General features: G+C 45.7%; 20 protein-coding genes. 13 read left to right on the top strand and 7 right to left on the bottom strand.

Annotated features, from left to right (window positions below):
* Nucleotides 1-401: 401 nt before the first annotated feature.
* The gene (locus tag BLQ13_RS18010; RefSeq protein ID WP_090922613.1) at nucleotides 402-635 is read right to left on the bottom strand and encodes a hypothetical protein; all 234 of its coding nucleotides are present in this window, start codon (nucleotides 633-635) and stop codon (nucleotides 402-404) included.
* Nucleotides 632-1,669, bottom strand: a complete 1,038-nt coding sequence (locus BLQ13_RS18005) for a nucleotide-binding protein (RefSeq protein WP_090922612.1) — start codon at nucleotides 1,667-1,669, stop codon at nucleotides 632-634. The genes BLQ13_RS18010 and BLQ13_RS18005 overlap by 4 nt, the downstream gene beginning before the upstream one ends.
* Before the next feature lie 911 nt (nucleotides 1,670-2,580).
* Here BLQ13_RS18005 and BLQ13_RS18000 point away from each other — a divergent pair.
* Complete coding sequence (locus BLQ13_RS18000; protein ID WP_090922608.1) at nucleotides 2,581-3,309, top strand: YitT family protein; 729 nt, start codon at nucleotides 2,581-2,583, stop codon at nucleotides 3,307-3,309.
* A 200-nt stretch (nucleotides 3,310-3,509) separates the two neighbouring features.
* Here BLQ13_RS18000 and BLQ13_RS17995 read toward each other — a convergent pair whose 3' ends face one another.
* A complete protein-coding gene (locus tag BLQ13_RS17995; protein WP_090922606.1) occupies nucleotides 3,510-3,995 on the bottom strand; it encodes a DUF2188 domain-containing protein in 486 nt (161 codons plus the stop codon).
* 179 nt (nucleotides 3,996-4,174) lie between these two features.
* On the opposite strand from BLQ13_RS17995, the gene BLQ13_RS17990 reads away from it, so the two are divergent.
* The 3 genes from BLQ13_RS17990 (at nucleotide 4,175) to BLQ13_RS17980 (ending at nucleotide 7,013) form a co-directional block, all read left to right on the top strand.
* The gene (locus tag BLQ13_RS17990) at nucleotides 4,175-4,975 is read left to right on the top strand and encodes a lipid II flippase Amj family protein (RefSeq protein ID WP_090922603.1); all 801 of its coding nucleotides are present in this window, start codon (nucleotides 4,175-4,177) and stop codon (nucleotides 4,973-4,975) included.
* A gap of 124 nt (nucleotides 4,976-5,099) precedes the next feature.
* On the top strand, nucleotides 5,100-5,693 hold the full coding sequence (locus BLQ13_RS17985) for a TetR/AcrR family transcriptional regulator (protein ID WP_244159370.1): 594 nt from the start codon (nucleotides 5,100-5,102) through the stop codon (nucleotides 5,691-5,693).
* Nucleotides 5,694-5,774: 81 nt separating this feature from the next.
* On the top strand, nucleotides 5,775-7,013 hold the full coding sequence (locus BLQ13_RS17980) for an MFS transporter (protein ID WP_090922601.1): 1,239 nt from the start codon (nucleotides 5,775-5,777) through the stop codon (nucleotides 7,011-7,013).
* Between the two features lie 184 nt (nucleotides 7,014-7,197).
* Here the strand turns inward: BLQ13_RS17980 and msrA are convergent, their stop codons facing one another.
* Both msrA and BLQ13_RS17970 read right to left on the bottom strand, forming a co-directional pair.
* Nucleotides 7,198-8,160, bottom strand: a complete 963-nt coding sequence (msrA, locus tag BLQ13_RS17975) for a peptide-methionine (S)-S-oxide reductase MsrA (protein WP_090922599.1) — start codon at nucleotides 8,158-8,160, stop codon at nucleotides 7,198-7,200.
* 259 nt (nucleotides 8,161-8,419) lie between these two features.
* Nucleotides 8,420-9,031 (bottom strand): TVP38/TMEM64 family protein, encoded by a 612-nt coding sequence (locus BLQ13_RS17970; protein ID WP_167375776.1) that lies wholly within the window; start codon nucleotides 9,029-9,031, stop codon nucleotides 8,420-8,422.
* A gap of 233 nt (nucleotides 9,032-9,264) precedes the next feature.
* Between BLQ13_RS17970 and BLQ13_RS17965 the strand changes: the two genes are divergently transcribed.
* Nucleotides 9,265-10,203 carry a Gfo/Idh/MocA family protein gene (locus tag BLQ13_RS17965; protein WP_090922722.1) on the top strand — a complete coding sequence of 313 codons (939 nt, stop codon included), beginning with the start codon at nucleotides 9,265-9,267 and terminating at the stop codon, nucleotides 10,201-10,203.
* Nucleotides 10,204-10,255: 52 nt separating this feature from the next.
* On the top strand, nucleotides 10,256-10,570 hold the full coding sequence (locus BLQ13_RS17960; protein ID WP_090922595.1) for a hypothetical protein: 315 nt from the start codon (nucleotides 10,256-10,258) through the stop codon (nucleotides 10,568-10,570).
* Nucleotides 10,571-10,643: 73 nt separating this feature from the next.
* Here BLQ13_RS17960 and BLQ13_RS17955 read toward each other — a convergent pair whose 3' ends face one another.
* Nucleotides 10,644-11,462 carry an AraC family transcriptional regulator gene (locus BLQ13_RS17955; RefSeq protein WP_090922593.1) on the bottom strand — a complete coding sequence of 273 codons (819 nt, stop codon included), beginning with the start codon at nucleotides 11,460-11,462 and terminating at the stop codon, nucleotides 10,644-10,646.
* Nucleotides 11,463-11,654: 192 nt separating this feature from the next.
* On the opposite strand from BLQ13_RS17955, the gene BLQ13_RS17950 reads away from it, so the two are divergent.
* The 6 genes from BLQ13_RS17950 (at nucleotide 11,655) to BLQ13_RS17925 (ending at nucleotide 17,337) form a co-directional block, all read left to right on the top strand.
* Nucleotides 11,655-12,767, top strand: coding sequence for a Gfo/Idh/MocA family protein (locus tag BLQ13_RS17950; RefSeq protein ID WP_090922591.1), 1,113 nt, complete (start codon nucleotides 11,655-11,657; stop codon nucleotides 12,765-12,767).
* A 378-nt stretch (nucleotides 12,768-13,145) separates the two neighbouring features.
* The gene (locus BLQ13_RS17945) at nucleotides 13,146-14,114 is read left to right on the top strand and encodes a sugar phosphate isomerase/epimerase family protein (RefSeq protein ID WP_090922589.1); all 969 of its coding nucleotides are present in this window, start codon (nucleotides 13,146-13,148) and stop codon (nucleotides 14,112-14,114) included.
* A gap of 24 nt (nucleotides 14,115-14,138) precedes the next feature.
* Nucleotides 14,139-14,867: a ThuA domain-containing protein gene (locus BLQ13_RS17940; RefSeq protein ID WP_090922587.1), complete on the top strand. Its 729-nt coding sequence runs from the start codon at nucleotides 14,139-14,141 to the stop codon at nucleotides 14,865-14,867.
* 344 nt (nucleotides 14,868-15,211) lie between these two features.
* Nucleotides 15,212-15,514, top strand: coding sequence for a winged helix-turn-helix transcriptional regulator (locus BLQ13_RS17935; RefSeq protein ID WP_090922720.1), 303 nt, complete (start codon nucleotides 15,212-15,214; stop codon nucleotides 15,512-15,514).
* A gap of 183 nt (nucleotides 15,515-15,697) precedes the next feature.
* On the top strand, nucleotides 15,698-16,426 hold the full coding sequence (locus BLQ13_RS17930; RefSeq protein ID WP_090922585.1) for a hypothetical protein: 729 nt from the start codon (nucleotides 15,698-15,700) through the stop codon (nucleotides 16,424-16,426).
* A gap of 194 nt (nucleotides 16,427-16,620) precedes the next feature.
* Entirely contained in the window at nucleotides 16,621-17,337 is a 717-nt protein-coding gene (locus BLQ13_RS17925) for a hypothetical protein (protein WP_090922583.1), read from the top strand.
* Between the two features lie 141 nt (nucleotides 17,338-17,478).
* On the opposite strand, the gene BLQ13_RS17920 is transcribed toward BLQ13_RS17925, so the two are convergent.
* The gene (locus BLQ13_RS17920) at nucleotides 17,479-18,195 is read right to left on the bottom strand and encodes a Crp/Fnr family transcriptional regulator (protein ID WP_090922581.1); all 717 of its coding nucleotides are present in this window, start codon (nucleotides 18,193-18,195) and stop codon (nucleotides 17,479-17,481) included.
* 428 nt (nucleotides 18,196-18,623) lie between these two features.
* Here BLQ13_RS17920 and adhE point away from each other — a divergent pair, with 428 nt between their 5' ends.
* Nucleotides 18,624-21,236, top strand: a complete 2,613-nt coding sequence (adhE, locus tag BLQ13_RS17915) for a bifunctional acetaldehyde-CoA/alcohol dehydrogenase (RefSeq protein ID WP_090922579.1) — start codon at nucleotides 18,624-18,626, stop codon at nucleotides 21,234-21,236.
* Nucleotides 21,237-21,531 lie beyond the last annotated feature (295 nt).

Here is a 21,531-nt window from a genome sequence, read left to right as displayed (position 1 = left end):
TTTGTGTTACAACATCTATGATGTGTTAAATTGAGAAGTTTGTGGTTTTCAAATGGGTGGATACTTGCTAAAAACGGACAAGCTGACTCCAAAATTTAGGTATAATTTATGGGTTTTGCAGGAAACCTAAGGTCAGAAGCAACATCAACTTGGTCAAACATATATTCAGAGCTAACGTTCCTTATATGCGAATATTGTAATTAGAAATAACAAAGAAAGAACACATTGAGGAATTTGCAAAAGAGCATCAAAAAAGCCCTGCCTTGGGGGCGGGGCCTTGAGTAAATGCTGCCGATACAGCGGCAGTCTAAATGTTAGATGTGTAATGGAATAAAATAGAAGCATCTTTAACAGTAAATAAACAACTAAAACTAAAGTCTGCAGCAGGTTGTTACCCAATTTTAAGCAAGATATTGAGGTTTCTCGTAATATGCTTCTTTTTCTAAAATGACTTTGTAAGGCCGCTCCTTGCCCTTCAGTGATGGGCCGATGGTAACGAGCGGTACGGCCGGTTTGTGGAAACGATCCTCTTCCTTGGGTTCCGGAACCGGTCGTGATGAATCAGGCGCAGAACTAAGGCGAACTTTCTTCTCGCTGCCCCAGCGCTTGCTTATTTTTTTCATTTCCGGTCTCATTCCGGTTCGCCTCCTAACAGATCGTTGATGGCGTTAAACAGTTGACGATTTTGCAAGTCAATGTGCTGAAACACCGCCTCATCCGCTTCAATATGACCAATAATGTGAACGGTAATTACATACCTCTTGGCTACAGGATAGCACAGCAGATACTCTTTCTCAAGGTAATCGTCGTACAGATTTACTTTGATTTTGTTTTCTTGATATGAATCGACAACAAGAATGCGTTTGGGATCGTCCGGCGGTTTGTCATCATTGGCGGACAAGTCGTATTTTCTGCCGGGTTCTCCAACATTACCACATAATTGCTCAATGTAACCATTACCATCTGTACGATAGATCGCAGTGCCGCGTACAGTGAATGGCGGATGTGAAACAAAGGCACTTCGCAGTGCGTCACTCATGCGTTCGAGCATCTGGGCATCTGCTTTGCGTGTACGCAGCAATTCCCTAAAGAAACGTAGCAGTTTGAATAATTGCAGTCTTGCCTGATCTTCGGAGCGCTTATGATTCTCGATGATACGCTCAGCTTCGGGATCACTCCAGCGTCCTTGTTCTTCAATGCTGTCTGCGATCTTGGAGCAGGCTACAGATACGGCGGGAGCCCATTTTCCGTCAGAACGAATCTCATATACCAGCGGATTCAATCCCAGCAGATCGGTGGGCATCCGCAATCCTTCGACTTTGGCAGCATCCTTGATGTCCGTAATATCTTCAGGAAGAATGAAAAAAATACGCTTTCGTCCCAGACGGCCCATAAATAGACCCATTTCAAGCATTGTATTATCCCGAACCGATGCGTAGTACTTCCCGCGAATTTTGGATATGTCATCCGGATGGAAGATAAAAATGGCAAAGTCCGTCGTGCGTACCTCAGCTTCCAGATCGTCCATGGTATAACTGCTTGGATTAAATACCCCCGAGTACCACGGGGTGACTTCGGCTGAGAAACGCAAGTTTTCGTGCACAGCGGCTGCAATCGGCTTCGCTTCCAGCGAGCAGCCAATAAAGACTCTCGGCTTTAACGTTTTCATCACTCCGCCTCGCTTAAACGGTAATGGGATTCAATTGTTATATTATACCATAAACAGCAGAGTAAGTCTGGAAACGTTTGAATTGTATTGGCAATACCGTTCGCTATAGTGTATGTGCATAAGGAAAAGGATTCCTTTGCTAACGACCAGAAAATAAAAAAAAGCCCGTAATTGTCACAGTTAGGTGACTGCACTGTTATATTTGAAAGCTTCGGTCATAGAATAAAGGAGCAGGTAGCACCATTCGTTAGCTTTGCTGATACGGGTGTGCCTGTATGACGGCTGGAGCAGCCCAGAGGCTGTTTTATGCGTGTTTTTGCTGGGTTGCTTGTTTAGACCCGGTCACATTGGTGTTATATAATAGAAGTACAAGCAAGTTAGCTTTGATGTTTAAGCAGAATTGAATGATTACAGGTTTGGAGTCACGTTTGAACTTATATTCACACAGGAACGGAGAGTGCAGAACCCATCTGTAGAAGCAAAGCGCTCGCGTTTATCACAGGATTTTTCCTTTTGAAAAAAGGAATCAAAAAAATCCGGGGATAACAGCGATCGAAAGAGGGTACTGCAATCGGAGTGGTTAGGTGTGAAACAAGGTGTTCAATGTTGTGCCTCTGTAAAGTTTCAGTTCGTTTAACCAAGCACAGCTAACCACAAAACACAGAAAGGATCAGGATACCATGAGTCCCCGAAGGACAATCTCCCCAAGGACAATCTGGAAACGTTACGATCTCTCATACACATAGCGCCCCTTGTAGAGTAAACCAACCGGTTCAACAAAACGGCTGACTCTGCGAAAGAGGGGATTGGGATGAATATTCGAAGGACGTACACGATGATTTCTTCCAGGCTTACCTTTTGCAGGGTACGGTCGGTCTAAAAAACCAACTACAAACTGCGAGGGAACCTGTATGAAGAGAACATCGTTAACCGTACAACACGTTAAGACAGAAGCGATCAAGTTTGCAATTATGTTACTTGGTACATTTATTTTGGCATTTGCTTATTATCACATTAACTTTCAGAATCATTTATCGGAGGGCGGATTTGTCGGTCTGGCCCTGCTCGGAAAATATGCAACGGGTTTATCGCCGGCGATCGGCATGTTGCTACTCGACATTCCTGTCATGATCCTGGCCTGGTTCATCAAGGGCTGGAAATTCATGATCCAAGCACTGCTTGGTGTGGGTGCATTTTCCCTATTCTACGACGGCTTTGAGCGTTACTCCACACTGGTGATGAATTTTAACGGAAACCTGTGGATTCCTGCAGTACTGTCCGGTGTATTGACCGGGGTTGGTGCGGGAATTGTACTTCGCTTTGGTGGAGCGACAGGTGGAGACGATATTCTCGCTGTGCTCGTCAGCCGCTGGAAGGGATGGAAACTGGGAACGGTTTTCTTTGTCAGTGATGCGTTCGTTTTAGGATTGTCACTCTTCTTTCTTCCGGTAAAAGAAACTTTATATACAATTCTGGCTGTATGGATTGCCAGCAAAATGATTACGTATGTGGTCGGCATTCCGGCTCGCGGTACAGTGGTTACAACATCTGCTGTAAAATTACCGATTCCATCGGTTGCCGCCAAAGCGGTCAATGCAGCTACAACACGGACTTCCGTGGCACAAGGCGTAACGCATTGAGCAGGCATTTCAGAATAACCCATAGCTTATATGGCATAAAAAGTATTCGAGCTTTATCAAGCTTTGACTGGTTTGAAGCAAGCTCTGATTTAGAGAGGAATCCCTTTTGTCTGCAGACTCTGCAACAAGAGGGATTTTTTGTTATGCGTTAGGAATGCTTTTAAATAAATGTCCTTGAACATTAGTGTGATAGATGCACATTAGGATTTAAGAGAACGAGCAATTTGTCCATCCTGATTATGAATAATGGCTCGAATATGATGTTTGGTGCTCCATGCTTTAGCGGCATCAACAGCCTCCACTTTGGTATCGTAGGTGGAATGGTAATCGGATGTGCCTTCTTGTTTAATGGCCCAGCCCGATTCGGTCGGTACAACATGAATGTTGTGATGGCTCTTGGATGAGGAGACAGGTTCGGAGTGGCGCCGATTCCGAGAAGAAGATTCTGAAGAAGAAGACTCGTCAGGTTTTTCTGATGATGTACGAGAAAACGAATCGGAGCCTGACGCCGTATGATCAGGGTGATTCTCATTCCACTCCTCCGCTTTGGCCGTTGCGATGGCAATTGCCCGTCCTTCTTCATAACCGTCATCAAGCAGAGCGTTGGCAATGTCGATGGCTTTATGCCGAATCCGTGGCTTCAGATTTTTCATGGATACCGGGTAGTCGCTTTTATTCCATGGCATATGTTATCCCTCCTGAAATAGTATGGGTTAGTAGTATATTACCCCCAGGCATATCAGATAAACGCCAAACGGTTTCTCATTCCTTTTCTATACTTCGGGGGAGATAAGGCGTATAATACGTTGGTGATAAAAATTGGATAAAATCAAACATTAGAACCAATATAAAGGAGAACGTACATATGTTCAGTCTAAGTCTCGCTCTTCCAATGATATTTACGATGCTGATCCATGCAACAGATAGCTTGTCGTATGCACTTCGTCTTGGCGGGTTGCGTACGCGCCGGATTGCTCTTGCGATATCACTCGCAGGCATTTTGCTACTCGTCTCTCGTACGTCCAATATGGCACAGGGCCCCATGATCGGTAGTCTGGTGGACTCCGCCACTCGTGGAGCCAACCTGCACTTTGCAGCACAACTGCATTGGTTGATGGGGGCAGCAACGGTAGGAACGGCATTAGCCATACTCTGCTTCCCGACAATGGTCAAACTCTCATCGCGAATGGTTGTACATTTTGAAGCGGCAGGTTCCATTCCTGGCATGGTCCGGCAACTTCTGAAGCGGAGTAAGCTTCGTAATGCAACGTATTACATCACTCCGCCATCTTGGGAAATGGCCAAACGTTTGGTACAACACGGCATGCCAAGACGGTTAATGTTGCTCAATGTAGCCGTAACTGCCATCTATACTACAGGTGTTTTGTCCAGTTTATACGCAGCGTATCTATACCCGGATCAGGCTGTGGCTGCATCTCAGTCGACAGGATTGATTAACGGTATGGCAACCATTTTGCTTACAATTCTGGTCGACCCGCGGATTTCACTCCTGAGTGACCGATCTTTGCGTGGTGAAATCCGGCTGAATCGCATGAATCAAATTTATGGCTGTATGCTGATCTCTCGTCTTTTTGGCACACTGGTGGCGCAGTTACTGTTGATTCCTCTGGCCTACTGGATTGGCTGGATCGTAAGTATGATGTGATCATTTTTTCACAGTGCTTACGAATGAGTGAGAAGGGATGCCTTACTTCTATCGATTGACAGAAATTAGGGGTGCATGCTACTATTAGACCGAATAGTCGGTTTTTTGTAGGGAGGGTATATTTATCGAAGTCAAACGGAGAAAAGACGTTGCTCAGATAAAAAAAGATATTGTACGTAATACCAAAGAGCTTTTTGCCCAGAAGGGGTATGGAGCCACTTCGATGGAAGACATATGTACGATTAACAATCGAAGCAAAGGTAGCATTTATTATCATTTCAAAAGCAAAGAAGAGCTATTTATGTACCTGATCAAGCTGAACAACGAAGACTGGATGGACGAATGGCTTGAGAAGGAACCTCAATATAAGACCGCTACAGAGAAGTTGTACGGACTCGCTGATCATTATGTCGATGACATGGCGAATCCGCTGAATCATGCGATTAATGAATTTGTCTCTGGTCAGGTGGTTAGCCAAGAGATGATGGATGAGATGCTTGCTCTGATTCGGATTCCGTATGCGACCTACGAGCGTATTTTATCGGAAGGTATGGAAGCTGGAGAGTTTAAACAGGGTAACCCGCAGGACATGATGCATATTATTTACGGCCTGCTTAGTGGATTAAGTACACTTTATTTCGAAAAAGATGTGCAAGAAATCCGGCGCCTGTACCATATCGGGATCAGTAGTTTACTGACAGGCATCCAGCAACGTTAATGAGAACAAACTGATGAAATATCAGTTTTTCTTTTTAAACAATAATAAACCGGACAGTCGGTTTAAAAAGGGAGATGGAATATGAATACGTTATTCAGAAACAGAGCTTTTCTTATCATCACCGGATCAGATTTGTTGCAAAACCTTGCGATATGGATACGCAATATGGCAATCCTCTATTACATTATGGATCAGACGCAAGGAAACCCGGTGGCAATCTCCCTCATTACTGTTCTGGAATATGCTCCAATCTTTATATTTTCCATCATAGGCGGTGCGCTTGCAGATCGGTGGAATCCCAAACGAACGATGATTATCGGAGACATTCTAAGTGCTATATCGATTGTCATCATCATGGGTATTCTTAGCTCTGGTTACTGGCAGGTTCTTTATGCAGCAACCCTCGTTTCCTCCATCGTCAGCCAGTTCTCTCAACCCTCATCTGTCAAAATAGTTAGACGGAATGTCAAAAAGGAGAATGTACAGTCAGCAATCGCCGTAACGCAAAGTGCAAACTCCCTTTTCCTCATTTTTGGGCCAATCGTAGGTACTTTTATATATACTGCTATGGGCATTCAAACATCCATGACGGTGTTGCTCATCTTATTTGTCGCTTCTGCTATTTTGCTAACGTTTCTGCCCAAGGATCAAGCCAAGCGGGAAACCGGTACTTCTCTCTTCGCTGATATTAAAGAAGGATGGAATTATGTCACTCAGTCTCGTTCACTTCGCATGTTGGGTCTGGTTTTTGGCTGTGTTGGCCTATCCGCGGGCCTAATCAATCCACTAGCCATTTTCCTAGTTACGGAACGATTGGGATTGGAACAAACCGCACTACAATTTCTGTCGGGAGCATCCGGGCTTGGTTTGCTCATTGGCGGGGGGATCGCTGCAGCTGTCAGCAACAAGTTGAATCAAACGAAAACATTAATGATCGGGCTGTTGTGTCTGGCTGTTACAATGTTAGGTGAGGTCCTATCCAGTTGGCTCTGGTTAACGATGGGTCTGACGTTCCTGAGCTCCATAAGTCTTGCTTTTATTAACATCATTATCTCTTCCTATATGGTCAGCCGGATTGATGAGCACGTCATTGGCAGGGTGAATGGAACCATTATGCCCTTATTTATGGGAACGATGCTGATTGGTTCCTCACTCGCGGGTGTGATCATGAATCAGACTTCCTTGATTTTTGTGTATGTGATATCGGTCATCATCATGCTTCTGAGCATAATTCCGGGTTTAAGAGTTCAGTTTAATGATCACGAGGCCACGGCCGAGAGTGGAGAGCAGGTAGAAACGAAAGAAGTTCTATCCAACTAAGCCTGATAAAAGATGTAATGAACATTTTGAATCATGGGGATATAAAAAGTAGATCGGACACTGTGGCTTGAAGGTTTCGAAGCCGATATGTTAATTCAAATAAAAAAGAGCAAAGGGATCAACCCATTGCTCTTTTGGCTTAGTAAGAGGGTACTTTTGCTACATTTATTGCTTCCGCCCAGACTTATTCGAATAAAACGTGGTATTCGCCGTAGCCTTCTTTTTGCAGATCCTCTTTAGGTACAAAACGAAGTGCCGCGGAGTTGATGCAATAACGTAATCCGCCTGCTTCCGTAGGGCCATCCGGGAATACGTGTCCCAGGTGGGAATCCCCTTCACGGCTGCGAACTTCGGTACGGATCATGAAGTGGCTGAGATCTGTTTTTTCCTTCACGTTGTAGTCTCGGAGTGGACGAGTGAAGCTTGGCCAGCCGCATCCCGAATCGTATTTGTCGGTAGAACTGAACAGCGGCTCACCCGATACGATATCCACATAGATGCCGTCCCCGTGATGATCCCAGAATTCGTTGTGGAACGCGGGCTCCGTGGCATTGTTCTGTGTTACCTCATATTGAAGCGGAGTCAGACGCTCCTTAAGTCCGCTTTTGTCCACACTACCCGACCAGTTGCGCTCAATGAAGTCCTGACGGCCTGAGCCTTTGCTGTACCGTTTGTAATGAGCAGGGTTTTTGCGGTGATAGTTCTGATGATGTTCTTCTGCTTCATAGAACGGTTTGGCAGGCAGGATTGGGGTGAAGATCGGTTTGTCAAAACGTCCGCTCTGTTCCAGTGCAGCTTTGGAAGCTTCAGCAATCTGGCGTTGCTCCTCACTGTGGTAGAAGATAGCCGTCTGATAAGATGATCCGCGGTCATGGAACTGTCCACCGGCATCTGTTGGATCAATCTGCTGCCAGAAGAGCTCAACCAGTTTCTCATATGGGAAAATGGATGGATCAAACGTGATCTGCACCGCCTCCACATGACCTGTTGTTTCCGAGCATACTTCCTCATACGTAGGATTTTCGGTATGTCCACCTGTATAGCCTGAAACGATCTTATGAATACCAGGCAGTTCTTCAAAAGGGGATACCATACACCAGAAGCATCCGCCTGCAAATGTTGCTTTTTCCAATGACTGTTGTTCCATGCTATATTCACTCCATTTCTGATTTTCTGATGAAAGAATCGGGCGCTTGCAGTTGAACAGGGCTATGCAATATGGCATGCATTTGCCCCAAAACATCCGCTCCCGTTCAAAGAGAGGCTCGAACTATCATCGTTATATTTGAATTTCTAAATATGAATATTAGGCTTACGCTTCTATTATATCCCGAATGGTCAAGTCAACCAAGCGGGATCGCGCAAGTAGGCATGAATCAGACTGGAAAAATTGTATCAGTACAGCCTCAAGCCTTTTTACGTGACCGATAGCGGAACAACATGAAAATCATAGCCATAACAATCATATATCCCGCCAGTACTCCCAAACTCAGCCAGATCGATGAACCGGCCTGTGCCCCTGCGTAGGCAAATACAAAGATTGCAGGCATTTTGCCAATCGCTGTCGCGGCCAAGAACACCCAGAAGGGGGTATACGTAATGCCGGCATAGATGTTAACAGCCATCTGGGGAACCACGGGCAGTAAACGCATCGTCATCACACCCATGAACGGATGTGCCTCCATCCAGGCCGTGAACCGATTCAATCCACGGATACGTTCAAGATAACCCCGAGCCTGTTCCCGAAAAATAGTTCTTGCACCAGCATAGACGAGGATTGCCGCAAGCGTTGTGCCGAGCCAGCATATCCATGCAGCCATGGTTATACCGTAGCTGTATCCGAAAGCAATAATAACAAATTTGTAGGGAATAACAGGTACAAGGGCAAACAGTGTTGCCAAAGAAAGTAACAGCGGAATGGACTGATGATCCTCGGCCCATGCCAGCAGTTCATATCTGTAAATAAACGTGACTCCGGCAAGTAAAACATAAACGAGGAGCCAAAACCATTTTCGCAAAAGCCAAACGCTCCTTTCAATTCAGATCCTTGGAGACTCAGAGTCTCATCCGGTTCTGCTATCCTTTATAAGTTTACCACGACAGGCCATCTCGTGAACAATGTAGACAGCTATTACTTCGGATCACTGGCAAGTTAGAGGCGGAGAGGTTACACTATAGGACGGAGAAAGTCATAGGCCGGATTACAAATGAAGGCTGACGAATGAATATAGCTGAAGGTGGAATGCTCATCATGGAAACGATCAAGCGCACCCGAATTGCAATCATCGGACTCGGGGGAATCGCACGTAAAGTATATTTGCCACTGCTCACGGCCCATCCGCAAGTAGAGATTGTTGGTATTATGAACCGGTCACCTGAACCAGTAGAGAAGATTGGTCAGGCGCATCGCATTGAGCGGGGCACAACCGATCTGAAAGAGCTGCTGTCCTGGGATTTGGATGCGGTATTTGTACATACGGCAACAGAATCTCATTTCGAGATTGTGATGGCATGTCTGGAGAAGGGACTGGCCGTGTATGTAGACAAGCCATTGTCCTATACCTTGCGGGAGTCTGAAGAGATGACTGCATTCGCAGAAGCACAGGGCTTGCTACTCGCTGTTGGATTTAACCGCAGATTCGCACCGATGTATCTAAAGGCAAAAGAATGGATGCAGGGCGGAAAGGGGTACGAAACACTCACCCTGACCAAACATCGGACAGGTCTACAAGATCGCCCAGCCGCTGAGACCATCTATGATGATCTCATTCATATGCTCGATCTGATGTTATGGTACGCAGATAACGATGTACAGCTTGTACATCAGTGGCTTCGCCGAGATGATCAAGATCGTTTGCTACACGCGGCTGGAACAGCCAAGCAAGGTAAAACGGCACTCGCCCGGTTCGAAATGATTCGTGCCGCAGGCGCTGATCTAGAAAAGGTAGAAATGCACGGCGGAGGAAGATCGGTAGAAGTCGTGAATATGGATACAGCTTACTATGCAGAACAAGGGGAACTGGATACAAAAGAGACATTTGGAAGCTGGGATACCGTACTGGCACGCAGAGGTTTTGCCGGAGCTGTAGATCATTTTCTTGCCTGTCTGGATACACCCGATGACTGCCAGATCAGTGCTAGTTATGTTATGGACAGTCATGAGCTGGCTGAGAAGCTGATTACCGGATAAGTAAATACAGTGTACAGTTGAATGAGGTAAAGTAAAGGAGTGCTAACAAAGCATGGATGAGTATCAAAAGGAACGCAACAAACAGATTGAGGAAACCGTCATTGAGTCTTATAAGCAGGAAGAAGAGATGATGATCTTGGTCTTTGCTCAGTGGTGTGTAAATAACGAGCTGGACCCGGAAGAGATGTACCGACAAGCGTATCCCGAGCAACAGAGCAATGAGCGTTTGCAACAGGTACAGAAGCTGATTGTATCCAAGGAGGAAGCTGGAGATATTCCAGACGATACGGTTCTTGGTGTACTCTCCATGTTTGGCAACGAAGACCTCGCTATGGTTGTGTCCGAGGCCATCGCCGCGCGCAAATAAGTGTATAAGACGTATACTACTGTATCACCAAAATGGTAACCAATTTGACATTCAACAGCGTTTAACGACACCATTACATCTGTTCCCGGTGAATCAGGCGGAATTCTTTTGGTGACATGCCAAACCGGGAACGGAATACACGATGGAAATATGTATAATTGTTAAAACCGGATGATTCAGAGACTTGTTCGAGGGTCATTGGACTAAAAATAATCCGTTCTCTGGCCATATTAAGACGCACATCTAGCGTATATTGCATAATGCTTTTGCCAAACGTTTCTTTAAAAAGATGCACCCCTCGTGAGACGCTGATGCCCAGATGCGTTGCCACATCCTCCAGTTTGAATAGAGAAGAAGCATTTTCCTCAATATAATTTTTAATTTCATAAGCAACATAATTGGTTTTCGTATGGGTTGGATGCTCGGATAACAATCGATCCACTTCCAGACATAATATACGCATGTAATAACTCGAAATCTCGGGGTAAGGATTGGAAAGGCGACGTTGCTCCAGAATCAACTGTCTGAATAAAGTTAACAGACTCTCGGACAATTCAACCTTGATTCGAGTCGGCCGTTTATGGTGTTTCCACCACTCATCCACCCAGGAACCGTTGAAGAAAATATGATAGTCCCCACTCTCCACAAGCCGTTCTCCCATAGGATTGTACTCATTGTCTATTCTCAGTTCATAAGGCTCATCCGGGTCAAAAAGAAGCAAGTCTCCTGCGTCAACCCTGGACATGGAGCCATCAATGCGAGCACGGCAGCGTCCATCCGTTTGAAGCCGCATCAAGTAATTTTTTACCCCGTCCAGTTGAACCATGCTGTAAGGTTTACGATGGAATGAAAAGCCAGCTGTAAGAACTTGGCAGGAAAAGTCTGTTGGCATAGGTATACTCCTTGTGTGAATTAGAAAATTATGACCAGATAGTTCATGTTTCAATCATATTATTCATTTTAATTGAAGCGCAAACAGAATACCATAGACTTAGAGTTGAGCAACATAAACAAACTATGGTTTCAACAAGCATTTTAAGCAAATGAACATGGTTCTTACATGCGTAAGGAGATGAACATCATCGTGGAAAAAATGAAAGCAGGCATCATTGGCTGCGGTAATATCAGTGCGATTTACTTAGAAAATCTTAAAACAAATCCTTATATCGAGGTTGTTGCGGTCGCTGACCTGATCCGTGAGCGTGCTCAGGAACGGGCAGATGAATTTAATATCGCAAACGTTTACAATGTAGATGAGTTGTTACAAAATGACGAGATTGAGCTTGTGCTGAACCTGACGATTCCGGGCAGTCATGCGATGACTGATCTGGCTGCTCTGGAAGCAGGCAAGCATGTGTATGCCGAGAAACCGCTGGCCATTTCACTGGAAGATGGGCGCAAAGTAGTCGAGCTTGCCGAGGAAAAGGGACTGTACGTTGGCTCTGCGCCGGATACGTTTCTTGGATCAGGCATCCAAACTGCTCGCAAAGCCATTGAAGAAGGTTTGATTGGCAAGCCGATTGCGGCTACTTCCTTCTTTATGGGCGGGGGGCCGGAGGCATGGCACCCTGATCCTGAGTTTTTTTACATGGCAGGGGGCGGGCCGATGTTTGACATGGGGCCGTATTATTTGACGGCTCTCATTACGCTACTTGGTCCGATTCGCCGGATCAGCGCGTCCGCAGGTATTCAGATTGCTGATCGCAAGGTTGGTTCAGGTCCCAAAGAGGGAACTACGCTTCGTGTCGAAACACCAACCCACTTGGCTGGAACGATCGATTTTGCGGATGGAGCCATCGTAACGATGATTACAAGCTTTGATATCCGCGGAGCTTCTGATCTGCCACGTATCGAAATCTATGGTACCGCTGGCACGCTTAGTGTACCTGACCCTAACTTCTTTAATGGAGAAGTCAAGCTTCGCCGTTATGGTCAAGACACATGGGAGACGGTTCAGCCAGCCTTCGAAAGTGGCCACAATGAGAGGGGCATTGGACTAACCGAGATGGTGGAGTCCATTCGTGCCGGACGCGAGCACAAAGCAAGTGGTAAACTGGCATATCATGTGCTTGAGGCCATGCATGCATTTCAGCGTTCTTCTCTTGAAGGCAAGCACATTCATCTGGAGAGCACCTATGACAGCGTTGTAACAACCAATGCCAGTCCATCCGAAAATGAAACAGTTGAATCTCATTAATGGATAATGGAGCTTCGAGTTTGAAGATCCATGAGTGACAACGTTGAATTTTCGGGATAGAATCATGCTTGTTTTTCCACAATAACTAAACAAGCATGAGAACGGAACAAAAATGCAACAGCGACAGGTTTGATAAACTATATCGTTTGAACATTTTATTTACACAGCAACGGAGAGGACGGAAAAAACCTGGAAAAGCGAAGCGCTCGCCTTTATCACCGGATTTTTCCCTAACAAAGGGAATCAAAAAAATCTGGGGATAACAGCGATTGGAAGGTCATTCTGTCATCGGAGTGCTCCGTGTAAAGATTTGGTTCAACATATATAGGAGAGCAAACACAGCAATCATACACTATCTAAATCAGGGAGGAATTGCACTTGAAACTCGGCGTATTTTTGGTACTATTCGGTGGACGTAAATTAGAGGATGCCCTTGATTATGTAGCTTCCAAGGGACTTAAAGCAGTAGAGATCGGAACAGGTGGACACCCGGGGAACGCTCATTGTAAGCCAGATGAATTGTTAAGCAATCCTACAGCACTTAAAAACTTCAAAAATGCGGTGGAATCACGCGGTCTGACGATCAGCGCTCTTAGCTGTCACGGCAACCCGTTGCATCCGCAAAAAGACATTGCAAAAGGCTTCCATGATGATTTCGTAAAATCGGTAGAGCTGGCTGAAAAGCTGGAAGTACCTGTTGTGAATACATTCTCCGGCTGTCCGGGAGACCATGAGGATGCGAAGTATCCAAACTGGCCTGTGGCACCGTGGCCTAATGATTTTCAAGAAATTTTGAAATGGCAATGGGAAAACAAAGTGATCCCTTACTGGACGGAGTGGGGCAAATTTGCTGCGGATCGTAATGTAAAAGTAGGTCTGGAGCTGCACGGTGGATTCTCCGTGCACACACCTGCAACGTTGCTAAGACTGCGTGAAGCCGCAGGCGAAGTCATTGGTGCGAACCTTGACCCAAGCCATATGTGGTGGCAAGGCATTGATCCGGTTCAAGCGATTCACATTTTGGGTCGTGAAAATGCAATTCATCACTTCCATGCCAAAGATACAACAATTGATCCGGTGAACGTGAATAAACACGGGGTAACAGATATGCAGGATTACACGAACATGTTGGATCGTGCTTGGCAGTTCCGCTCCGTGGGTTATGGACATGATAACAAAACGTGGGCGGACATTATGAGTGCCCTGCGTCTGGTTGGATATGATTATGTGGTAAGTATTGAACATGAAGACGGTCTGATGTCGGTTGAAGAAGGATTCTCTAAAGCCGTACAAAATCTCCAGCAAGTATTGATCGAGGAACCGCTGGGCGATATGTGGTGGGTTTAGAGCTATACTAGGGGGAAATTGAATATGATTAACGTCACCATTTGGAATGAGTTTGTCCATGAGAAAATACATGATGAAGTAAAAGAAGTATATCCGGACGGTCTGCACCGTGCACTTGCTGACGGACTTGGCGGCGAGGGATTTGCGATTCGTACAGCTACATTGGATCAGCCTGAACACGGTTTGAGTGATGAGGTACTGGATTCCACAGATGTGCTTATATGGTGGGGACATATGGCACATGATCGCGTTAGCGACGAGATTGTACAGAAGGTAGTGCAACGTGTATTGAACGGTATGGGTATGATTGTGCTCCATTCGGGTCATTTCTCGAAGCCTTTCAAAGCGTTAATGGGCACAAGCTGTGATCTCAAGTGGCGTGTAGCAGATGAGCAGGAGATCGTGTGGTGTGTCAATCCGTCTCACCCGATTGCAGAAGGCATCGACGCCAAGATCGTATTGGAAAAAGAAGAGATGTACGGTGAATTCTTCGATATTCCAGTACCGGATGAGCTGGTGTTCGTGAGCAATTTCCAAGGCGGAGAGGTATTCCGCAGTGGATGCACGTTCCGTCGCGGCGAAGGCAAAATCTTTTATTTCCGGCCCGGACATGAAACGTACCCCACGTATTACAATCCGGAAATCTTGAAAGTGATCAGCAACGCTATAAAATGGGCTTACCCTGCCCGCAGCTCGAAGCCGCAATACGGCAAGAGCGAACCCGTAAGACCAATTGGTGGCGTGCTGGTCTAAGCCGCAGAAGCTTTAGCTTTACTCATGGATATTCATCATTAAAATTGATTAGGTAATACGGTAATACCGGGAACCCTTCTCCAGGTCGTCTGACTGTGGTAGAAGGGTTCTTTTTGGGTAATATAAGGATATCAGTTGTTAAACGATATTTCCCATGGTTACCTGCCATAACGTGTTGTATACTGAAGGTATACTGTATCGACAGTATTGAGTTTTGTTTTTTTAATGTAAAGTTTTTTGCGGCAGACGTTTTCTTTAAAGCTCAAATGTGTTATTATGAAATATACTAACAAAACGTAAGTTGAGTGATCTCTAAAGAGGTGATAAAAGTGGAAGATCAAGATATGCGGATGTGTCCGCGCTTTGAGACGGCGTTTTCTTTTTTGGGCAAGCGCTGGAATGGGTTGATTATTCAAACGTTAATGAGTGGTTCAAAGCGATTCAAAGACATCTCCAATCTGATACCATCCATGAGCGACAAGATGTTGTCTGAACGGATGAAAGACCTGGAGAGCGAAGGTATTCTGGTGCGTCATGTGTACCCGGAAACGCCAGTGCGAATTGAGTATGAGTTGACCGAGAAGGGCAAGGCGTTACAGCCTGTAATGAGTCAAATTCAAGACTGGGCCGAGCACTGGGTAGAATAACCAGCTGATGCTGTGTGCAGAAAGTACAGAAACTCTTGATTTCCAGTGAAATCAAGAGTTTTTTGTCTTATGTGACAGCTTACATGGGACTTTTTCGCTTATCCGTTGCACATGTTGTCATCAGATGTAGTATAATCTATAGAAAATGGCCGCAGACGGCCGGAGCGAAGGAGGCCACTTGTCATGAGAGAAGAAAGCTTATCCCGTGAAATACGCTACGGCAAACAAGATATTGCAGAACTTGAGAGCGCATCCATTCAGGTTCATCTGATTTATCAGAAAACGGCAGAACTGTTCAAACGCTCGGTTGATTCACCTTCGGGTAGTAATAATCCTGTCCACACAGACGTGGATTGGATGAACAGCGCTGGCTCAGGATCGTCTCCGGCGGTGCTGCAAAAATGGATCCAAGCGCCTAGTGGCTGGAAATGTATCGGCTGTGAACTGCGGTTACCAGATCGTGTGTCTCATGCAAAACAACAAACTTACAATGACCGGCTCTGTCTGAAGGCCGGAAACGGGAAATTGGTTCAGATCGAAATGCTCATTCAGGCCGTGGTTTGGTCACAATACGAAAAAATCCGTATGTTTGCACCTTGGCTTGGTGATGAGCCGTTCTACACTGCGGAAGAACTAGAAGTTATTGCACGATATATTGTTCCGACGTATTTCTCGGATCGCCCATTGCATGAGCAGGGCAAAGTGTTCAAAATTCATCAGCCCTACGGTCATATTCCGTTGTATCAGGAATACGTAGATGCTCCGTCCTGCTGCGTACAGGTAGACGGTGCATTACTTGAAGGTCGTTTGCTTACTGGTGTTTTTGTATCCGATACTCAGACGTTTGGCCTTAATCCCTATGTGAAGGACGGCGACGGAGGTCGTACCTACATGCAGGCTTTTGTTCAATAGTGGTCGGGTCAAACGTATGGCTAATGCAGTATAAGGAGGGTCTGCTTGCAGGCTCTCCCTTTTTTGATGGTAGGTGCTTAGACAGGGAAAGGACAAAAGTAACGGCTTTGACACTGTTTTTTATCAAAGAATGTGCCATAATAAAGGGTATGGACAACAGGGTGAATGATTTTACGCAGGGTGGTGTTACCTACATGATGAAGAAAATTCCCGGTTACATAGGTCTATGTATGCTTGTTCTCGTCATTTTGACGGGGTGTACCAGAGAGACACAGCCTTCCGAACAGCCGGTTGTCTCAGAGAAAGATTCAGCCAATACGATTACGGTTGCCATTGATGGCAGTACTTTTTTACCTGATGCGACGAAGTCCATCAAGCGAGATTTCAGTGAAGGCTTGACGCTCAAAAAAGCTTTGCTGAACAGCGGGCTGGTTGATTTTACGGCAGACGGAAAACGGATCCAGTCTGTGGGTGAGGTTTCTCTTGATTCGTCTCTGAGTTGGGCAGTGAAGCTGAACGGTAAGGATATTGCTCCAGAAAAGTGGGATACCGAGCTTCATGCTAAGGATGAAGTCATTATATACGTCAAAGCTGCTGACAGCGGGGGAGAAGGTGTCGCATATCAGACAACCCTGCTTAAAGTGAGCGGTGGTAGCGTGGAACCAAATCTGAATCGGCAGTATGCCGGTATTTATGTGCAAGAATGCACTGTTCGTGACGTATTAAAATCCAGTGGAGTTGTGCGTCTGTCGGAGAATAACAAGTTTGTTGTTGCCGTTGAGAATGTTATGCCTCGGACGAATCAGCGCTGGGTAATCAAGGTCAATGATAAAGAGTTAATGGAGAATGGATTGGATATGAAATTAAATCCACGGGATGCGGTGAAGCTTGAACTTGTCAACGCATCCTGAGCACATACAAGGAAATACGAAAAGCCCAATGTTGATAATAATCAAATTTGGGCTTTTTACTGTATGATGAACTCTTTAAACAGTCGTGACAGCAAGTGAAAGGCCCGCTACCTGAGGTCAAGCTATTCATTTAACATGACGTCAAATGCGGCAAATTTCATTCGGGCACAATTCGCAGTGGCAAATGCCCTGCAACATTTTCAGGTCTTTGATCACAATCATACCATTGTCATATTCAATGGCATCTTTTTTGCGAAGGTCACTGAGCATGCGGTTTACACTTTCACGGGTAGCGCCAATCATATTGGACAGATCCGTGTGGGTAATTTTTTTATGAATCATCACATGATCTCCGTGCGCCTCTCCATACGAATTGGACAGCCTGATCAAGGTAGAACAGAGTGCCCCAGGTTTACCGTACAACATTAGATCTCGGAACTTTGTTTGAGTCAAACGATGATGAATGCCCATCCACTTCATGAAATCAATCGCAAAGTCACAATGCTGACAGATCAACATTTCCAGGTCCTTGTGTTCCAGCACACCAATCTCGCTGTCCTCCAGTACTTCCGCCGAGAAGCTGTGTCTGGAGCCAAAGAAAGGATCGGCCTGACCAATCATATCGCCTGTCTGGTACATGTACATGATCAGTTCCTTGCCCTCGTCGGTGGATTTTGTGATCTGTGCACGTCCCCGTTTCATATAATAAAGTTTGTCAGAGACGTCACCTTCCCAGTACAGATGTGTTCCTTCCGGGTAAGTTCGGTCTTTCATCGTTACGAGCAGATGATTAAAATTCACTTCCGAGAAACAGTTGGTGTTTCCGCGTTTTTCCAGTACGTTTGTTAGTTCTCCCATACGTTGATCTCCCCTTTATCTCCCCGGTCTGGCGAGTGCAGCTACATGTTGCCCCCGAGGTTCGCCGCAAACTGTGCCATCCTGATCTGGGCATCTCGGCCGTGTGGAGGTACGGTACAAATTGCGGTGGTTCAATTTTTAAGTTCAGTATATACCTAATCTTACCGTTTGAGGGGCATGGAAAGCATTTAAAAATGGCGAAATTTCAAACATTGTGATTAAATTCACTTTTCGAGGGGAAGGATGAGGCTGTTGGTCTACTATTTTAAATAGAAACTGAAATATGACTTCTAAGGGGATGTTAAAAACTTAACTAAAATTTGTCATACTTTGTGAAAAAAATCACATAATATATCTTTTCCCCATGGTACGATGTGCATGTAAAGAAGAGAGACAAACCAATACGAACCTTTAGGAGGATGAGGGAGATGGCTGTAAAAAATGAAGTCGCCCCAACAAAAGAACCGACAGCAGGTCAGTATATTCAAACGTTAATTGATAAAGCGAACAAAGCACATGCAGCATTCATGTCCATGGATCAGGAGCAAATAGACCGGATTGTGCAGGCAATGGCGCTTGCGGGACTGGATAAACATATGATGCTCGCCAAAATGGCCGTGGAAGAAACCGGACGCGGTGTATATGAAGATAAAATTATTAAAAATATATTCGCCACAGAGTATGTTTATAACAGCATTAAATATGAAAAAACAGTAGGCGTTATTGAAGACAACGAGTATGACAGCTTCCAGAAAATTGCGGAGCCAGTTGGTATTATCATGGGGATCACACCGGTAACCAACCCGACATCAACAACGATGTTTAAAGCACTGATTGCCATCAAAACACGTAACCCGATCATCTTTGGTTTCCACCCTTCCGCACAGAACTGTAGCCGCGAGGCCGCGAAAATTTTGCTTGAAGCTGCTGTGAAAAACGGTGCTCCAGCCGACTGTATCCAATGGATTGATGATCCATCCATGGATCGTACGAACGCATTGATGAATCACAATGATGTGGCTCTCATCTTGGCGACAGGCGGATCAGCGATGGTACGGGCAGCGTACAGCTGTGGTAAACCGGCACTGGGCGTAGGACCAGGTAACGTGCCTTGCTTTATCGAGAAAAGTGCAGATATCAACCAGGCGGTAACGGATTTGATTCTGTCGAAGTCTTTTGACAACGGTATGATCTGTGCGTCCGAACAAGCGGTCATTATTGAAGAACCCATCTTCGATCAAGTGAAAAAGAAAATGATTACGAACGGCTGTTACTTTGTGAACAAAGAAGAGGCAGCCAAATTGACAGCAGGTGCAATCAACGCAGAGAAATGTGCGGTTAACCCGACTATCGTAGGTCAGTCCGCTGTGAACATTGCTAAAATGTGCGGCATTGAAGTACCGGCAGGCACTAAAATTCTGGTAGCCGAGATTGAAGGTGTAGGCACCAAATTCCCATTGTCTGCAGAGAAATTGAGTCCGGTGCTGGCATGTTACAAAGTTAAATCTGCAAAAGATGGTATTGAGCGTGCGGCAGAAGTGGTTGCTTTTGGTGGTATGGGTCACTCCTCTGTCATTCATTCGAACAATGAAGAAGTGATCAATCAATTTGCGGATCGCCTGCAAACCGGACGGATTATCGTGAACTCCCCTTCAACACATGGCGCAATCGGAGATATCTATAATACCAACATGCCATCGTTGACACTGGGTTGTGGATCGTATGGACGTAACTCGACATCTTCCAACGTAACTGCTGTGAACCTAATCAATGTGAAAAGGGTGGCTCGCCGTACCGTGAATATGCAATGGTTCAAAGTGCCGAACAAAGTCTACTTCGAAAAAGGGGCAACTCAATACCTTGCCAAAATGCCGGACATTACTCGCGTAGCGATTATTACAGATGCCATGATGGTCAAACTCGGATATGTGGAAAAAGTAGAGCATTATCTGCGTCAACGTCAGACACCGGTAGCGATTGAAGTTTTCTCAGAAGTTGAGCCAGATCCATCAACAACAACAGTAGACCGCGGTACAGCCATGATGGAACGCTTCCAACCAGACTGTATTATCGCACTCGGCGGCGGGTCACCAATGGATGCTGCCAAAGCGATGTGGTTGTTCTATGAATATCCGGATACAGAGTTCAACAACCTGAAACAAAAATTCATGGATATCCGTAAACGGATTTACAAATACCCAAGACTCGGATCAAAAGCGAAATTCGTAGCCATCCCGACAACATCAGGTACAGGTTCGGAAGTCACATCGTTTGCGGTAATTACGGATAAAGAGCATGGCAACACCAAATATCCGCTCGCTGACTATGAATTGACACCAGACGTAGCGATTGTAGATCCAGAGTTCGTATACAGCTTGCCAAGAGTCGCAGTAGCCGACACCGGTATGGACGTATTGACTCACGCGATTGAAGCGTACGTATCCGTTATGGCAAATGACTACACAGACGGTCTGGCAATCAAAGCCATCCAACTGGTGTTCCAATACCTGGAGCAATCGTCACTGCAAGGTGACAAACTGGCACGTGAGAAAATGCATAATGCTTCCACGATTGCCGGTATGGCTTTTGCCAACGCGTTCCTGGGCATTAACCACAGCTTGGCGCATAAATGGGGCGGTCAATATCACACTGCACATGGACGCACCAATGCCATCTTATTACCACACGTTATTCGTTACAATGCGAAAAAACCGACGAAATTTGCATCGTTCCCGAAATATTCGCACTTTGTGGCAGATGAGCGGTACGCCGAAATCGCACGTATTCTCGGATTACCAGCACGCACAACCGAAGAAGGCGTGAACAGCTTGATCAAAGCCATCCGTGATCTGAACAAAAAACTGGGCATCGAGGAATCGTTCCAAGAAATCGGATTTGACGCGAAAGACTTCGAATCGCGTGTAGACTACTTGGCAGATCGCGCCTTCGAAGACCAATGTACAACAGCGAATCCAAAACTGCCGCTGGTCACTGAACTTGCCGATGTGTATCGCAACGCTTTCTATGGCAAATTTGAATAACAAGCAACATAAATTACAACTTAGCACTTCAAGTTAAAGCAAGTGATTCAGGGGTTCTCCACATTGGGGAGCCCCGATTGCCGTATAGTTGCATAGCCGAAGGAAAGAACGGAGAGATAGGAAAGGAGGTGAGGCAAAGAGGGCAGAGAAACGAGAAACGAAGCCCTTATTTATCAGTAACGCTAGACAGGTCTTGTGCAAGGTCGAAGCGGACCGTCCGTTTTCAGGAGCGATCTAGTCTCATGCATGAACGAGGTCACACGAGAACGCACCAGTAGGGTTGTAGCAAAATGTA

Source organism: Paenibacillus polysaccharolyticus, from assembly GCF_900102085.1.
In the GTDB taxonomy this organism is placed as follows: Bacteria; Bacillota; Bacilli; order Paenibacillales; family Paenibacillaceae; genus Paenibacillus; species Paenibacillus polysaccharolyticus.
The sequence above is the reverse complement of the archived record's forward strand: the minus strand, read 5'-3'. Positions and strand labels throughout refer to the sequence as shown.

Coding starts and splice junctions, on each gene's coding strand:
- BLQ13_RS18010 (WP_090922613.1), bottom strand. CDS start 635: ATGAGACCGGAAATGAAAAAAATAAGCAAGCGCTGGGGCAGCGAGAAG.
- BLQ13_RS18005 (WP_090922612.1), bottom strand. CDS start 1,669: ATGAAAACGTTAAAGCCGAGAGTCTTTATTGGCTGCTCGCTGGAAGCG.
- BLQ13_RS18000 (WP_090922608.1), top strand. CDS start 2,581: ATGAAGAGAACATCGTTAACCGTACAACACGTTAAGACAGAAGCGATC.
- BLQ13_RS17995 (WP_090922606.1), bottom strand. CDS start 3,995: ATGCCATGGAATAAAAGCGACTACCCGGTATCCATGAAAAATCTGAAG.
- BLQ13_RS17990 (WP_090922603.1), top strand. CDS start 4,175: ATGTTCAGTCTAAGTCTCGCTCTTCCAATGATATTTACGATGCTGATC.
- BLQ13_RS17980 (WP_090922601.1), top strand. CDS start 5,775: ATGAATACGTTATTCAGAAACAGAGCTTTTCTTATCATCACCGGATCA.
- msrA (WP_090922599.1), bottom strand. CDS start 8,160: ATGGAACAACAGTCATTGGAAAAAGCAACATTTGCAGGCGGATGCTTC.
- BLQ13_RS17965 (WP_090922722.1), top strand. CDS start 9,265: ATGGAAACGATCAAGCGCACCCGAATTGCAATCATCGGACTCGGGGGA.
- BLQ13_RS17960 (WP_090922595.1), top strand. CDS start 10,256: ATGGATGAGTATCAAAAGGAACGCAACAAACAGATTGAGGAAACCGTC.
- BLQ13_RS17955 (WP_090922593.1), bottom strand. CDS start 11,462: ATGCCAACAGACTTTTCCTGCCAAGTTCTTACAGCTGGCTTTTCATTC.
- BLQ13_RS17940 (WP_090922587.1), top strand. CDS start 14,139: ATGATTAACGTCACCATTTGGAATGAGTTTGTCCATGAGAAAATACAT.
- BLQ13_RS17935 (WP_090922720.1), top strand. CDS start 15,212: ATGCGGATGTGTCCGCGCTTTGAGACGGCGTTTTCTTTTTTGGGCAAG.
- BLQ13_RS17930 (WP_090922585.1), top strand. CDS start 15,698: ATGAGAGAAGAAAGCTTATCCCGTGAAATACGCTACGGCAAACAAGAT.
- BLQ13_RS17925 (WP_090922583.1), top strand. CDS start 16,621: ATGATGAAGAAAATTCCCGGTTACATAGGTCTATGTATGCTTGTTCTC.
- BLQ13_RS17920 (WP_090922581.1), bottom strand. CDS start 18,195: ATGGGAGAACTAACAAACGTACTGGAAAAACGCGGAAACACCAACTGT.
- adhE (WP_090922579.1), top strand. CDS start 18,624: ATGGCTGTAAAAAATGAAGTCGCCCCAACAAAAGAACCGACAGCAGGT.